This window comes from Amycolatopsis sp. cmx-11-32, assembly GCF_047608695.1.
Taxonomy (GTDB): Bacteria; Actinomycetota; Actinomycetes; order Mycobacteriales; family Pseudonocardiaceae; genus Amycolatopsis.
Window position 1 is genome coordinate 89027 of sequence record NZ_JADNQN010000001.1, and the last position, 14361, is coordinate 103387.

Sequence of the window (14361 nt, forward strand, 5' to 3'; positions counted from 1 at the left end):
ACGTCAGGCGGGGACCGGCTCAGGGCGGATCGAGCGCAGGTGCCCGGATTCGGCGAGCAGACCGTCCAAAGCGGACAGGAACGACGGCAGGTGCGCGGCGAACCGGCGCAGATCCCGATCGCCTTCGAGCCCGCCGAACCAGTACAGTCCGGCCGAACCGTCCGCCGACGGGTCGAGCGCTTCGAACGTCCGGAGCCAGTGTTCGGTGTCGCCGAGGACGATGGCGTACGGCAGCGACCGGGAGAACACCATTTCCCGGTCCGCCGGAGGAATCTCGGCGACCTTGACCGTGTGCAGGTACTCGAGCAGCCCGCGTACCTGGCCGACCAGGCGCCTGCCGCGCGAAGTCCGCGGCGGCACCCAGGAGGCGCCCAGCAGCACGGCGACCCCGGCGAGCGCGACCGCGACACCGAGCAGCGCGTGCCCGGCGGTGAACGTCAGGACCGCGGTGCCCACGAGTCCGAGCGCGACCAGGCCGATGCCCGCCAAGGTGAGCTTGCTCTTGCCCTTGTCGGGGCGACGCGAGAACCAGCCCTTGCGCACGACGTCGGCGTACATCGCCTCGCCCGCCACTCGGAGATCGACGGAGCCGCGGCCGCGCAGTTCCGACAGCAGCACGGAATCGGTGCCCTCGGGAAGGATCGCGGTGCAGATCTCGCGCTCGAAGGCGACGAGGTGCTCGTCCGGCGCGTTACGGCGGGCGATCTGCCAGTCGACGGTGCCCGCGCCGCGGACCTCGGCGATCCACAGGTAGTTGCGGACCGCGAGGTCGACCACCGTGCCGCTGACGTCCACGACGTCGACCGTCTCGTCGACGACCGTGCCGACCTGGCCGGGCAGGACGCCGTCGGGAGAGGCGAAGGAGACGCGACCACCGTCGCGCATGAGGACGTCGACCGGACCGGTGCCCGCCGTGAGCGCGCCCTTGTCGCGACGGCGCGACAACCAGACGGCCAGCGCGCCGAGAAGAAGGAACAGTGCCAGTGCGCCGAAACCGATCCCGGTGAGCGTGGTGAGGGCGAACGCACCGCCGACCGAGGCGATCCGCTCGAACCGCGCGTTCGCCGGGACGGTGCCCGCCGGGAGCTGGACGGCGAGGTCGACCCGCTCACCCGCCGCGAGCTTGTCCTGCTCGATGCGGACGACGCCGCTGTGGTCGGTCTCCGCGAGCGAACACTGCCTGTCCGAACCGAGCGGCCCGGCGAAACAGTCCACGGTGGGCATTTCGCGCGTCGGCGCGCTGAACGAAGCGGACACCCTGGACAGTTCGCCGCTCCAGCCGCTCGCGACCTGCCAGCGCACTTGCTGCGCGCCGTTGACGTCGGCGACCGCTCCGTCCACTTTGTACTTGAGGGTGGACGCGCCGCCGTCGAAGGTGGCGACCAGCTGCTCGCCGTTCGACTCGGTCTTGCCCGCGCCCTCGACGGAGACGTCACGGACCCCGTAGACGCGGTCCTGCTCCTCACCGGCGGGAACCTTCAACGGAAGCCTGCGTACCAGATGCTGTCCACCCGGGACGGTCACCTGCTCGGTGATCGACACCGAGCCGTCGCGTTCCACCTTCACCGCGACGTTCGCGGACGCGCCGGTCGGCGGCTGGAGCAGGCCGAGCTGGCCGCGCGCGCCGATCGGTGGCGGCTTCGGCAATTGTGGCGCGTTCGTCAGCGAAGGGCCCGCTTCGGGCGCCTCCGGAACGTTCGAATCCGTCGGCGGGGCCATCAAGGCCGTACTCGCCGCGACGGCCGCGACCGCCGCCCCCCATTTCGTCAACACAGCCACACACTCTAGGGCAGCCGATCTATGCTGACCGCCGAAACGCCGAATCCGCTACCTGGGTGAACGGCGTTGCCGACCGCATGGGGGATCCACTCGATGAACCAGCAGCCGCCCGGCCCGCCTGATCCGCGGCGCCGGCCGACTCCGCCACCGCGACCGCCGCAGGGCGGCCGTCCGCTCCCACCACCGGGCACGCGGCCACTGCCGCCGCGCGGTGGTCCGCCGATGCCACCGCCGAACCGGCCGGTCCACGGTGGACGCCCGGTTCCCGGCCGTCCACCGGTCTCACGGCCGACCCCGATGCCGGCCCCGCCGCCGCCGTTCCGGCCGGGTCCGCCGAGCGGCGGGATGCCGCTGCCCCCGCCGGGCGCGGCTCCGCTGCCGCCGCCGCGGATCGGCGCGCCGGTCCCGTTCCAGCCCGCCGCCGTCGGGCCGCCGCAGCTTCCCTACGGCCCGCGTTTCGCTCAGCCCGCGTTCACGCCCTACGGGGGATATCACGCCAAGAAGTCGAACGGCGGTGTCATCGCGGCCGTCGCGATCGTGGCCGTGATGGCGGTGATGGGCGGGCTGATCATGGTGATCGCCATCGCGAACAGCGGCTCGCGGCACGTCGCGGACGCCGGATACTCGAGCTATTCGACGAACCCGACGACGTCCTCTTCGGACTACACGACGACGACAACCTCCAGTGAGACGTCGACGACCGCCACTCGCTCGCGCGATTCGACCGCATCGCGCGAGACGTCGACCGGCTCGACCCGTGGGACCTCGGCGAGCCGGGCACCGTCCGGTCCGCAACCGCAGCACAAGCTGGCGGACAACCCGCTGTGGCTCAGTTCCAACGTCGGCCTGCCGAACCAGGCGTGCAACCTCTCGCGCTGGGCGAGCAACCCGAACGCGTCTTCGGCGTTCTTCGAAAGCGCGCGGCCCTGCCTGGACAGTGTTTGGCAGCAGGTCATGAGCTACACGAAACTGCCGTTCCGGGTCCCGACCGTGAAGTACCCGTCCGGCAAGAACTGGTCGAGCCCGTGCGGTGACGCCAGCGGCGGCACGGTGGCGGCGTTCTACTGCTCGCAGAACGAGACGCTGTACATGCCGTACGAAGGCCTTCAGCCCAACCAGTACGGCAACCGGCCCGGGGTCTACCTCGCGGTCTTCGCCCATGAGTACGCGCACCACGTCCAGGCGCTTTCCGGTATCTCGAAGGCCTATTGGGACGCACGGTACGAAGCGGGCACCGACTCGGCGGCGGGCCTGGAGATGTCGCGGCGGAACGAACTTTCGGCGCAATGTCTGTCCGGGACTTTCCTGGGCTCGACGGTGGGCCGCGGCGGCTCGGTCGATCAGGCGATGTACCGGGACGCGTGGGGGTCGCAGGACCGCGGCGACCACAACGGCGGTCCGCGCGACCACGGCTCCGACGCGCACGCGATCTCGTGGTGGCAGCACGGTGCGCAGAAGAACCGGATAGCGCAGTGCAACACGTGGGCGGCGAAGGCCTCGGACGTCTCCTGAAACCGCAACTAGAGGACTAATTGCCTTGCGGGGGGGCGCCCCGACCTGAAGTCCGTGAAGGACTCCTTGAGGGACTCTGGGTCCCTCAAGGAGTCCTTCACGGACCTGCGATTCGCCCCTGCACCATTAATTGCGGCGGTCGCTGGTCAGCCTGGTGGCGCGAAGGGGTTCTCCGCCAGCGGTTCCGCCGGGGTCTCCGGCGCCGGCTGCGTCACCGGAACCGGTGCGGTCACCGGCGCGACCGGCTGCGCGTATTGCGGCGGGTACCGAGGCTGCGGCGGCGGCGCGTACTGGGGCCGCAGCTTCACCTGATCCCGCCGCCGTCGCTCGGCCAGCACCGCCGACAGGTACGCCCAGGACGGCACCCCGGGCGGCATCGGTGCCCCGATCGCCGCCGCGACCTGCTGCGCGAGCCCGTACCCGAGGGCTTCGACCGCTTCGGGGCGAAGCTCGCTCGTGCGGCTCAAATACTGACGGACGGCGAGGGCGAGGTCGTTCGGCAGCCGGGTCAGGTCCAGCTGCGAAGCCCAGTACGCCAGCTGCGGCGGCATCCCGACGTAAGGAGTCCGGGAGGCGGGCATGCGTTCCCGGATCACCAGGGTTCCGGCGAGGTAGTCGCCGACGCGGCGGCCGTTGGTGGACAGCAGCGACGTGACCACCGCCACGACACCGAGCAGGCCCAGCGCCCAGAAGTCGATGAAGAACCCCGCGAGCCCGCGGACCAGCGCGTGCCGGAACCGGACCGGTCCGCCGTCGGTGCGGACCACGCGCAGGCCAAGCGCCATTTTCCCGAGCGTCCGGCCCCGGCTCAGCGTCTCGAAGATCACCGGGTAGCCGACCATGATCAGCACGAGGGTCACCAGGGACAGGGTCAGCGCCAGCGCTTCGTCACCGAACGCGGCGATCTGGCTCAGTATCAGCATCGCGACGAACAGCGTGATCAGCTGGAGAGCGACGTCGAGCATCATGGCGAGCCCGCGGCTGGCCAGTTTCGCCGCGCGCACGTCCAGGACGACGGCCTCGCCGGTGACGAGTTCGGACTCTTGTTCCACCTGGCAAGCGTAGTGACGAATAGGCTGGGCCACCAAGGACGATCGCCGGGAGGGCTCCGAGTTGGACGTGGACGTGTTCGTCGCCGCGCACCAAGCCGAATGGAATCGGCTGCGTGACCTCGTCGGCCGCGCCGGGAAACTCAGCGGCCCGGACGCCGACGAGCTGGTGACGCTGTACCAGCGTGTCGCGACGCACCTTTCGATCATCCGCTCGGTCGCGCCCGACCCCGTGCTCGTCGCGCAGCTGTCCGGCCTGGTCGCGAAGGCCCGGTCGGCCGTCACCGGTTCGCACAGCCCCGCCTGGCGCGAGGTCGGCCTGTTCTTCACCAGGCGGTTCCCCGCGGCGCTGTACCTGAGCAGGCGCTGGTGGCTGACGTCGGCGGCGGCGTCGATCGCGGTGATGGCGATCGCGGCGGTGTGGATCGCCGGTGACCCGCAGGTGCTCGCGTCGCTGGCCTCGCCGGAGGAATTCAAGGACCTGACGGCGCCGGGCGGGAAGTACGAGACGTACTACTCGTCCGACCCCGCGGGTTCCTTCGCCGCGCGCGTCTGGACCAACAACGCGTGGGTGGCGGCGACCTGCCTGTTCCTCGGCGTGGTGCTGGGTGTCCCGGTGATCTACGCGCTCTGGGCGAACTCGCTGAACCTCGCGATCGGCGCGGCGCTGATGTCGTCGGCGGGGCGGCTCGACGTGTTCTTCGGCCTGATCCTGCCGCACGGCCTGCTGGAGCTGACCGCGGTGTTCGTCGCGGCCGGGACCGGGCTGAAGCTCGGCTGGACGGTCATCGACCCTGGCCGCCGCTCCCGGACGGCGGCGCTCGGCGAACAGGGCCGATCGGTCGTGGTGATGGCGCTGGGGCTGACCGTGGTGCTGCTGATCTCCGGCGTCATCGAGGGTTTCGTGACGCCGTCGGGCCTGCCGACCTGGGCGCGGATCGGGATCGGCGTAGTCGCCGAAGTCGCCTTCTTGCTCTACGTGTTCGTAGTCGGGCGTAAGGCCGCGAAGGCGGGCGAAGTGGGCGACGTGGACTGGCGGTACGCCGGAGATGCTCGTCCAGAAGCGGGCTGACCTGCGAAAAGAGAGCAAGGGACCTTTGCTATCGCCTCCGTTGGGAAGGGCCGGGCTGTGTGGAAATAGGGACGTCGAGTGTCTCTATTTCCACACAGCTCAGCCCTTCCCGCGCCTGATTCGAGGCCGCTTGACCTGCGGAAAGGAGGCAAGGGTTCCTCCTGGTGATCGAGTCAGCAGGAGGTCGGAACCGCTATCGGGAATTCGGCATCACAGCCGGCCGGCGGCCTTCAGCGCGAGATACCGGTCGGCCAGCCGCGGCGGCAGGTCTTCGGGAACGGCGTCGACGACCTCGACCCCGTGCCGCGCCAGCCGCGCGGTGACCTGGCGCCGTTCCGCCAGCACCCGCTCGGCCGCGGCCGCGTCGTAGACGGCTTCCGCGTCGCCACGGCCCGCCGCCATCTCGGCGACCCGCGGGTCCGCCACCGAAGCGAGCACCAGCTGGTGCCGCGAGGTCAGCTTGGACAGCACCGGGAACAGGCCTTCTTCCAGCGGTGCCGCGTCCAGTCCGGTCAGCAGGACGACCAGCGCGCGCCGCCGGGTCCGCCGCAGCACCTCCGCGACCATCCCGCGCGCGTCGGTCTCGATGAGCGACGGCTCCAGCGGTGCCATCGCGTTCACCAAGGAGGGCAGCAAATCCGTCGATCCCTGGACGGCCGCGTGCACCTGACGGTCATAAGCCAGAAGGTCGACGTGATCACCCGCCCGCGCCGCCAGCACGGCCAGCAGCAGCGCCGCGTCCATCGCCGCGTCGAGCCGCGGCGCGTCACCGACCCGGCCCGCCGAAACGCGGCCCGTGTCGAGCACCAGCACCACGTGCCGGTCGCGTTCGGGCCGCCAGGTCCGCACCATGACGTCGGACGCGCGGGCCGAGGCACGCCAGTCGATCGATCGGACGTCATCGCCGATCACGTACTCGCGCAAGGAGTCGAATTCCGTGCCCTGGCCCCGGATCAGCACCGCGTTGCGGCCGTCGAGCTGCTGCAAGCGTGCCAGCCGGGACGGCAGATGCTTGCGGCTGTGGAACGGCGGCAGCACCCGCACGGTCCACGGCACTTCATGCGATCCCTGCCGCGCCGCGAGACCCAGCGGCCCGGTCGACCGGACGGTGACCCTGGACGCCCGACGGTCACCACGCCGGGTCGGCAGGAGCCGGGTGGTCACGACCCGGCGTTCGCCCGCGGGCAAGGACAAGCGGTGCCGGTCGTCCGCGACGGCGCTGGGCGGCCAGGCGTCACGGAGCCAAGCGCGCACTGGACGGCCACCGGGATTGGCCACGGTCAGCGTGATTTCGCACGCCTCACCCAGCCGCACGGACGTCGCGCCGGACCGCGCGAACCGCAGCCGCCGCACACTCCCGGCGAGCAGGAGATCCAGTATCACCAACAGAAGCAGCACCGCGGCGGCCAGCCCGATCCCGGCCCACGAGGGCAGCAGCAAGCCGACAACCGGCGCCGCGAGGAGCGCCAGCAGCCCGAGCCGCCCGGTGACGGCCATCAGCGTGGAACGGGCACGGACGCGAGGACGCGGTCCAGCACACCGTCGGCGGTCACGCCTTCGAGTTCGGCCTCGGGCCGCAGATCGAGCCGGTGCCGCAAAGACGGTCGTGCCAAGGCCTTGACGTCGTCCGGGGTGGCGTAGTCGCGGCCCGCGAGCCACGCCCACGCCCGCGTCGCGGCCAGCAGCGCGGTCGCGCCCCGCGGCGAGACACCGATGCGCACGGACGGCAGCGCCCGCGTCGCCCGGCAGACGTCGACGATGTAGGCGAGCACCTCGGGCCGCACGGTGACCCCGGAGACGGCGCGCCGCGCCGCGTCGAGTTCGACGATCCCGGCGACCGGTTTGATCCCCGCCGCGGCCAGGTTCCGCGGGTCGAAACCCTGCGCGTGCCGGGAAAGAATGCCGAATTCGTCCTCACGGGACGGTGTCGGCATGGTCAGCTTCAGCAGGAACCGGTCCAGTTGCGCCTCAGGAAGCGGGTACGTGCCTTCGTATTCGACCGGGTTCTGCGTCGCGATGACGATGAACGGATCGGGCAGCGGCCGGGTCTTGCCGTCGCTGGAGACCTGACGCTCCTCCATCGCCTCCAGCAGTGACGACTGCGTCTTCGGCGGGGTGCGGTTGATCTCGTCCGCCAGCAACAGGTTCGTGAACACCGGGCCCTCACGGAAGGAGAACTCGCCGCTGTGCGCGTCGTAGACGATCGAGCCGGTGATGTCACCCGGCATGAGGTCCGGCGTGAACTGCACCCGGGTCGTTTCCAGATCCAGCGACGCGGCCAAGGCCCGCACCAGCAAGGTCTTCGCCACACCCGGTACGCCTTCGAGCAGCACGTGTCCCCGGCACAGCAACGCGATGATGAGCCCGGTGACGGCCGCGTCGTTGCCAACGACGGCCTTCCCGACCTCGGCACGCAGGGCGATCAGCGCCGCCCGCGCTTCGGCCGCACTGTCCACACCGGACTCACCGGTCTGTTCGGTACTCAAGACCGTTCCACCTCTCGTTCCACGACATCGAGTCCGTCCGCCAGCCGCACCAACGCGGTGTCATCGGCGGGCGGGTCCCCATACAGCAGCGCGCCGATCTCGGCCGGTGCCCGGCCGGACCGTGCGGCGACGGATTCCACCAGTGCCGCCGGTTCGGCGTCACGGGGCAGCCCCAGCAACGACCGAAGCCGCGCACGGGCCGCCTCACGCAAGGTCTCCCCGGCGTGCGCGGCGGCCTTCGCCTTGCGATACAACCGAGCCCGTCCCTCGGTGGCCTCGGCCGCGCGCACCACGACCGGGATCGGCTCGGTCACCACCGGCCCCAACCGGCGGGAACGCCACAACGCCAGCAGGACCACCGCGACCCCGGCCTGCAACGCGGCGTACGACCAGCCCGACGGGATCAGTTCGGACAGCGGCTTCTTCTCGTTCTCCAGCGACGGATCGGCAGGCGTCGGCAGGTACCAGACCAGCCGCTCGTGCTTGCCGAGCAGCCGCGTCGTCAGTGCCGCGTTGCCCTCGTCGGCCAGCCATTCATTGGACAGCGGTTCGGGGGAGCCGAGTACGGTGACCGTCCCTTGTGGACCGGGCACCTCGAGGTACGAGCCGCCGTAGCATTCCTGCGCCCTCGGCTGCGTGGCCGCGTACTTCTGGCCGCCCAAGGTCGCGCTCCCGGCCGCGACGGGATCCGCCGCCGGACAGTCGGGTTGGCGGGTCTCCACTTCGAGCTGACCGTTCACCCGCACACCGGGAAGCATCTCGTCGACCGTGCTCGCGCTCGGCTGCACCAGCACGATGCGCGGAGAGATACGCCGGAATTCCGTGAACGCGCTCTTGGGCACATAGCCGGGCTGGGTGATCAGGACGGTCGCGCCCTCCGCGAAGTCCTTGGCCTCGGCCGCCGTGTGCACCGGGATGATCTTGACGCCTTCCCGTTCCAGCAAGGTCGCCAGCGCACGGCTGCCGCCGGGCTCGTACGAACCCGGTTCGAGCGCGCCGGTGGTCTGCTCCCCGCGGAAAAGCACGAGCAGGGTCCCGGTCAGCACGATCAGGAGGACGACCGCGAGCGGGAACCGCACCCCGCGCCAGATCCGGCGGGCGTCGGGCGAAACTGAGGTCATCCGGCCGCCAGGGCGACGGGCCTCGCACGGCGGCACCGTTCGTCCAATTCGGACAGTGATCGGTAGTCCGCCTCGGCGGCCGGGATCCCTCCATAGTGGACGTCGTCGAACAACCGGGCACCGGCGCGCAGGGCGTCGGCGACATCCGGGAGCAACCGTCCGGCTTCGATGGCGGCCTCGTCGGCGGTCCGGCCGGACTTCTCGTCCAGCAGCGCCCGCTCCTCCAACGACCGCACCACGGCGCGGAAGATCTCACGGACGGCTTCGTCGAAGTCGCCTCGCGACGCGGCTTCCCCGGCTGCCTTCCGGTAGTCACCGGAAGCCTTGCGCTGTCCGGCGAACACGGCCCTGCCACCCTTGGCCGCCGTCGCCAAGGGGCCGGACCGCAGCCGGATCACCACCACCAGCACGATCAGCACGACGACGAGCAGCACGACCGCGAAGATCCCGCCGGGTACGGCGCCGTTGACAGTGTCGAGGAAGCGCAGCACCCGTTCGACCAGCCAGGTGAAGGTGTCGGACAACCAACCAGGTCTCGCGGCCGCGTAAGTCGGATCCGAGAGTTCCTCGGTCGCGCGCAGCCGGGCGGTGTCCCGGTCGATGTCGACCGGGACCTCGGTGAAAAAGCGCGTCACCATGCCTGCGGCGGAGGCGGCGTCGCGATCCCGGCCGCGCGGGCCAGCTCGATGTCCATGCCTTCGCGGCGCATCCGCTGGTCGATGTAGAGGATCACGGTGACCAGCGCGGTGAACGGCCCGACGATGGTCTGCGCGATCACCGTGCCCACCGACTGCAGGATCAGGTCACCGGTCGAGGGGATGTACATCTGGTCCAGGTTGCCGAAGATCGACATGAACGCGCTGAAGCTGAACGGCAGCGTGATGATCGACGCCAGCAACGACGAGATCACGTAGGCCAGCAGCAGGATCCCGAAAACCCGCCAGAACATCCCCGAGACCAGCTTCACCGAGCGGCGGAACGCCTCCATCACGGTGCCGCGTTCGAGGATGAACGCCGGACTCGCCAGTGCCCAGAAGGTGTAGGGGATGATCGCGGGCAGCAGGCAGAAGATCGCCCCGACCAGGATCGCCAGCGTGTAGAGCACGGTCAGCCCGAGCAGCGGCAACAGCCGCGGCGTCGCCTCCTTCAAGGCCTCCTTGAAGGTGACCGGCTTGCCCAGTACGGCCTTGCCCATCAGGACGGTGAGGAATCCGGTGAGGAGGGTCGTCCCGAGCAGGGTGGCGACGAGGGTGATGGACGACGACGCCAGTGTCCCGCCCAGCAGGCCGAGCATCTGGTTCATCAGTTCCTGATCGGTGGCCGCCGGGCCGAGATCGCGGACCTGCTCGAGGTCGCCGGTGGTGTCGACCAGCAGCAGCCCGGCCAGGTTGAGGGCCGCGGTGAGCACGGCGGTCACCGCGGCGGCGCCGAAGACCATCCGCCAGTGCCTGCGCATGGCCGTGACCGCGCCGTCGAGGATGTCGGTCAGGTTCAGCGGGCGCAGTGGGATGACCCCGGGCCTGCCGAGACCGACCTTCCAGTTCGGATACTGCTGTGGCGGCGCCTGATAGGACGGCAGTGGCGGCGGCGGTGTCACCCCAGAGGGGGACTGCCACTGCTGCTCCGGCGCCGGTGGCGGCCGCACTTCACCCTGCGGCGGCGTCGGTGCGTCCGCCTGCGGCTTCGGCGTCTCGGTACCTTCCGGCCCGGACGGTCCGCCGGTCTCCCTCATGCGACAGCCCCTTACCCGTTCGCGTTGCTTGCGCACACTCTTCCAGAGGGTCCGACACCCGACCAGAGCTGGGGGGACGACACTGATGGGTGACCGCTCGGCTCCCGCTGGATACCCTCTGCAGCCGAGCAGTGGGAGGGAATGCCGTTAGCTCGTTATGCTGAACTATCGGGCCGGGTACCCCCGGTTCGCCCCTAGAACCACCGGGACCGACTTGATGACGCAACCGCCCCACGGCCAGTGGCCGCCACGCGGCGCCGTCCAGCCACCGCCGGTGCACGGCCAGCCCCCTGCCCAGTGGCATCACGGTGCGCCGCCCCAGTTTCCACCGCCGCCGCCACCACGCCGGTCCGTCGGCGCGATCGTCGGCATCTGCCTCGGCGCGGTCGCCGTACTGGCCCTCGGCCTTGTCGCGATCGTTTCACTCAATCGTGGCGACAAAGAGCACGTAGCGAACGCGGGCTACCAGACCCTGCCGAACCCGACTTCCCCGGCGGCCCTGCCGCCGAGCGGGTCGTCGTCACCCTCGTCCTCGCCGGACCCGTTCCCGACGACGTCGTCCAGGGCGCCTTCGTCGCCGACCGGGCCGCAGAAGGTCCTCAAGCTCGGTGACCACCCGATACTCCAGGATCCCAACGCCGGGCTGCAGAACCGCGTCTGCTCGCTGCCGCAGTGGCAGAGCAGCCAGCAGGCCGCCGAGGCGTTCTTCACCGCGGCGGGCAAGTGCCTCGACGACGCGTGGGGCCCTTTCCTCGGGGCCTACCGCCTGCCGTTCACCCCGCCCGCCCTGCACTTCCCCACCGGCGCCAGCTTCGAGACCGAATGCGGCACAATCCAGGTGGGCATCGCGACGGCGGCGTACTACTGCGAGAACAACCTCTACGTGCCGTTCCGGGGTCTGCAGACCGACCAGTACGGCAACAACCCCGGCGTCTACCTCGCCCTCTTCGCGCACGAGTACGGGCATCACGTGCAGGAGGTCGCCGGGTTGATGGACGCGGCCTGGCAGAAGATCTACGAGGCAGGCCAGAACAGCCCCACCGGACTGGAGATGTCGCGGCGCAAGGAACTGCAGGCGCAGTGCTTCTCCGGGATGTTCCTCGGCGCGCACGTCGACCAGGGCGGCACGGTCAGCCGGGACATGTACAACAAGGCCTGGAACGACCAGGAGACCCGGGGCGACAACACCTCACGCAGCCAGGACCACGGGACGAACGCGCATTACGCGTCCTGGTGGCGGGCGGGCGCGAGCAACAACCGGGTCGCCGACTGCAATACCTTCTCCGCTCCGGCCAGCGCCGTCTCCTGACCCACCCCACCCCACCCGCGTTTCGTCCTCTAGTTGCGGTACTTGCACGTGCAACTACCGCAACTAGAGGACGAAACGCGGTGGGTGGGGGTCAGGCCGTCGCCAGCCGACGCGGACCGCGCAGCACCAGGTAGACGTACATCCCGCCGGCGAAGCAGCTGAACACCAGCAGAGCCAGACCGACCGGCCGCCGCGCGTCTTTGGCCCCAGCCGCCGCGTCGGCCGCGTGCACCGAGACAGCGTTCCCGGAAGCACCATCGGGGACGACGACCTCGAGCCGCTCCCCCTTGCCGTGCCCGCAGCCGTTGAGCGCACCCTCCATCGGCTTGCCGCCGAATTCGAACTTGACGGTCTCGGCGGTCCCGCCCGCCACGCACGGCGTGGGCTGGACGACCTCGGCCTGGACGGTCGTCCCCTTGGCGTCGTTCGAGATGCCGAACAGCCCCGGCCCGGCGAACCAGGCCAGGAAGATCACCAGCAGGCCGGCACCGGCAGCCACCGCCAGGGAGTTCCATCCCGGGCTGAGCCCTCTGGCGGGGTCCGATCGCTTGCGCACGAACGCCATGCTTCCAGAACCCGGCGGCAAAACACAGCGAGCCCTCCGGTCGGAGGAGGGTGATACCAGCGGCAGAACACCGGAGCCCATTTGTCCGGGGGCTGCTGATACCAAAGGTCCCTTGCTACCGCTCGATCGTCTCCGCGGCTGTCACCTTGCGGATGTACAGCAGCCTGTCGCCCGGCTCGATCGCGTCCGCCTGCGGAGCGTCCACGCGGTACAGGACGCCGTCGCGGACGACACCCAGCACGATGTCCGACAGATGCCGCGGTGAACCGCCCTCTTCCGACGGCTCCACCGGGCGTTCGGCGATCGCGAGGCCGGACTCGGGGGTGAGCAGATCCTCGACCATGTCGACCACCAGCGGCGTCGACGTCGCCATGCCGAGCAGACGCCCGGCGGTCTCGCTCGACACCACGACCTGGTTCGCGCCCGACTGCTTGAGCAGGTGGACGTTCTCCGCTTCCCGCACCGAGGCCACGATGTGCGCCTTCGGTGCCAGTTCGCGAGCGGTCAGCGTGACCAGCACGGCGGTGTCGTCCCGGTTCGGGGCGACGACGACGGCCTTGGCCCGCTGCACACCGGCGACCCGCAGCACGTCGGCACGGGTGGCCGAACCGTGCACGGTCACCAGACCGAGCGAAGTGGCCGCTTCGAGGGCCTGCTGGTCGGTATCGACGACGACGATGTGGTCGGGTTCGGTGTTCTCGTCCCCGAGCAGCGCGTTGACCGCCGACCGGCCCTTCGTGCCGAATCCGACGACGACCGTGTGGTCACGCACCTTCGTCCTCCACTTTTGGATCTTGAAAGCCTGGCGGGAGCGCTCGGTGAGCACTTCGAGTGTGGTACCGACCAGGACGATGAGGAAAAGCACCCGCAGCGGGGTGATCACCAGGACGTTGACCAGGCGCGCCGACGACGTCGCGGGCGCGATGTCACCGTAGCCCGTGGTCGACAGCGACACTGTTGCGTAGTAGAGGCTGTCGAGAAAACTGAGCCCGTCGCCGTTGGCGTCGCGATAGCCGTCCCGGTCGAGGTAGACGATCAGCACGGTCGCCAGCAGGGCGAGCATCGCGCCGATGATCCGCTTAAGGATCGACCGCAGCGGGCTGACCGTCAGTTCCGGCATCCGGATCACGCCGACGAGCTCATGGTCCGGGCGGTCGCTCAGCCTGACCGGGAAACGCTTGAGAACCCTCATGCACAGGCTCCGGCCTGGTCCGCGTCACTCACGGTCGGGAGGATAGCCGACGAACCTTACGTTCAGCGCGGTATGCGAAGCTCAGGGGCATGTCCTCGGATTCCAAGCCGTCCCAGCGGCCCGCATACTTCCTCGCCGGCCTGCTCGGTGCGGCCGGTGTCCTGCACTTCGTCCAGCCGAAACCCTTCGACGCGATCATCCCGAAGCAGCTCCCCGGCTCGCCGCGGGCATGGACCTACGGCTCGGGGGTCGCCGAGCTGGGGGTCGCCGCCGCGGTCGCCGCTCCGAAGACGCGACGGCTCGGCGGGCTGACGGCCGCGCTGCTGTTCGTCGTGGTCCTGCCGGGGAACGTGAAGATGGCCCTCGACGCCGACCGCCGGAAGGCCCCGAAGCACTGGCGAGCGGCTTTCTGGGCCCGCGTCCCGCTCCAGATCCCGCTGGTCACCTGGGCCCTGAAGGTGCGCGACCGCGCCTGACCCCCGCCGCGTTTCGTCCTCTAGTTGCGGTAGTTGCGCGTGCAACTACCGCAACTAGAGGACGAAAC

At 70.1% G+C, this 14361-nt stretch carries 13 protein-coding genes; 4 read left to right on the forward strand and 9 right to left on the reverse strand.

Annotation, left to right across the window (positions count from 1 at the left end):
• Window positions 1–3 precede the first annotated feature (3 nt).
• Entirely contained in the window at window positions 4–1773 is a 1770-nt protein-coding gene (locus ACM6LR_RS00375; protein WP_414935555.1) for a DUF2207 family protein, read from the reverse strand.
• 228 nt (window positions 1774–2001) lie between these two features.
• Here ACM6LR_RS00375 and ACM6LR_RS00380 point away from each other — a divergent pair, with 228 nt between their 5' ends.
• Window positions 2002–3291, forward strand: coding sequence for a neutral zinc metallopeptidase (locus ACM6LR_RS00380; RefSeq protein ID WP_414937038.1), 1290 nt, complete (start codon window positions 2002–2004; stop codon window positions 3289–3291).
• 146 nt (window positions 3292–3437) lie between these two features.
• Here the strand turns inward: ACM6LR_RS00380 and ACM6LR_RS00385 are convergent, their stop codons facing one another.
• Complete coding sequence (locus ACM6LR_RS00385) at window positions 3438–4343, reverse strand: RDD family protein (protein ID WP_414942956.1); 906 nt, start codon at window positions 4341–4343, stop codon at window positions 3438–3440.
• 61 nt (window positions 4344–4404) lie between these two features.
• Here ACM6LR_RS00385 and ACM6LR_RS00390 point away from each other — a divergent pair, with 61 nt between their 5' ends.
• The gene (locus ACM6LR_RS00390; protein ID WP_414935557.1) at window positions 4405–5412 is read left to right on the forward strand and encodes a stage II sporulation protein M; all 1008 of its coding nucleotides are present in this window, start codon (window positions 4405–4407) and stop codon (window positions 5410–5412) included.
• A gap of 210 nt (window positions 5413–5622) precedes the next feature.
• Here ACM6LR_RS00390 and ACM6LR_RS00395 read toward each other — a convergent pair whose 3' ends face one another.
• The 5 genes from ACM6LR_RS00395 to ACM6LR_RS00415 are packed head-to-tail and all read right to left on the reverse strand — an operon-like array spanning window position 5623 to window position 10751.
• Window positions 5623–6909, reverse strand: coding sequence for a DUF58 domain-containing protein (locus ACM6LR_RS00395; protein ID WP_414935558.1), 1287 nt, complete (start codon window positions 6907–6909; stop codon window positions 5623–5625).
• Window positions 6909–7898 carry an AAA family ATPase gene (locus tag ACM6LR_RS00400; RefSeq protein ID WP_414935559.1) on the reverse strand — a complete coding sequence of 330 codons (990 nt, stop codon included), beginning with the start codon at window positions 7896–7898 and terminating at the stop codon, window positions 6909–6911. Before ACM6LR_RS00400 ends, ACM6LR_RS00395 begins: the two co-directional genes overlap by 1 nt.
• Window positions 7895–9019 (reverse strand): DUF4350 domain-containing protein, encoded by a 1125-nt coding sequence (locus ACM6LR_RS00405; protein WP_414935560.1) that lies wholly within the window; start codon window positions 9017–9019, stop codon window positions 7895–7897. Before ACM6LR_RS00405 ends, ACM6LR_RS00400 begins: the two co-directional genes overlap by 4 nt.
• The gene (locus ACM6LR_RS00410) at window positions 9016–9657 is read right to left on the reverse strand and encodes a DUF4129 domain-containing protein (RefSeq protein WP_414942957.1); all 642 of its coding nucleotides are present in this window, start codon (window positions 9655–9657) and stop codon (window positions 9016–9018) included. Before ACM6LR_RS00410 ends, ACM6LR_RS00405 begins: the two co-directional genes overlap by 4 nt.
• The gene (locus ACM6LR_RS00415; RefSeq protein WP_414935562.1) at window positions 9651–10751 is read right to left on the reverse strand and encodes a hypothetical protein; all 1101 of its coding nucleotides are present in this window, start codon (window positions 10749–10751) and stop codon (window positions 9651–9653) included. The genes ACM6LR_RS00410 and ACM6LR_RS00415 overlap by 7 nt, the downstream gene beginning before the upstream one ends.
• Window positions 10752–10968: 217 nt before the next feature.
• Here ACM6LR_RS00415 and ACM6LR_RS00420 point away from each other — a divergent pair, with 217 nt between their 5' ends.
• Complete coding sequence (locus ACM6LR_RS00420) at window positions 10969–12060, forward strand: neutral zinc metallopeptidase (RefSeq protein WP_414935563.1); 1092 nt, start codon at window positions 10969–10971, stop codon at window positions 12058–12060.
• Between the two features lie 91 nt (window positions 12061–12151).
• Here ACM6LR_RS00420 and ACM6LR_RS00425 read toward each other — a convergent pair whose 3' ends face one another.
• Window positions 12152–12559 (reverse strand): hypothetical protein, encoded by a 408-nt coding sequence (locus ACM6LR_RS00425; protein WP_414943223.1) that lies wholly within the window; start codon window positions 12557–12559, stop codon window positions 12152–12154.
• Between the two features lie 181 nt (window positions 12560–12740).
• On the reverse strand, window positions 12741–13817 hold the full coding sequence (locus ACM6LR_RS00430; protein WP_414935564.1) for a potassium channel family protein: 1077 nt from the start codon (window positions 13815–13817) through the stop codon (window positions 12741–12743).
• 89 nt (window positions 13818–13906) lie between these two features.
• On the opposite strand from ACM6LR_RS00430, the gene ACM6LR_RS00435 reads away from it, so the two are divergent.
• Window positions 13907–14293 (forward strand): hypothetical protein, encoded by a 387-nt coding sequence (locus ACM6LR_RS00435; protein WP_414935565.1) that lies wholly within the window; start codon window positions 13907–13909, stop codon window positions 14291–14293.
• Window positions 14294–14361 lie beyond the last annotated feature (68 nt).

Coding starts and splice junctions, on each gene's coding strand:
- ACM6LR_RS00435 (WP_414935565.1), top strand. CDS start 13,907: ATGTCCTCGGATTCCAAGCCGTCCCAGCGGCCCGCATACTTCCTCGCC.
- ACM6LR_RS00415 (WP_414935562.1), bottom strand. CDS start 10,751: ATGAGGGAGACCGGCGGACCGTCCGGGCCGGAAGGTACCGAGACGCCG.
- ACM6LR_RS00395 (WP_414935558.1), bottom strand. CDS start 6,909: ATGGCCGTCACCGGGCGGCTCGGGCTGCTGGCGCTCCTCGCGGCGCCG.
- ACM6LR_RS00430 (WP_414935564.1), bottom strand. CDS start 13,817: ATGAGGGTTCTCAAGCGTTTCCCGGTCAGGCTGAGCGACCGCCCGGAC.
- ACM6LR_RS00380 (WP_414937038.1), top strand. CDS start 2,002: ATGCCACCGCCGAACCGGCCGGTCCACGGTGGACGCCCGGTTCCCGGC.
- ACM6LR_RS00420 (WP_414935563.1), top strand. CDS start 10,969: ATGACGCAACCGCCCCACGGCCAGTGGCCGCCACGCGGCGCCGTCCAG.
- ACM6LR_RS00405 (WP_414935560.1), bottom strand. CDS start 9,019: ATGACCTCAGTTTCGCCCGACGCCCGCCGGATCTGGCGCGGGGTGCGG.
- ACM6LR_RS00410 (WP_414942957.1), bottom strand. CDS start 9,657: ATGGTGACGCGCTTTTTCACCGAGGTCCCGGTCGACATCGACCGGGAC.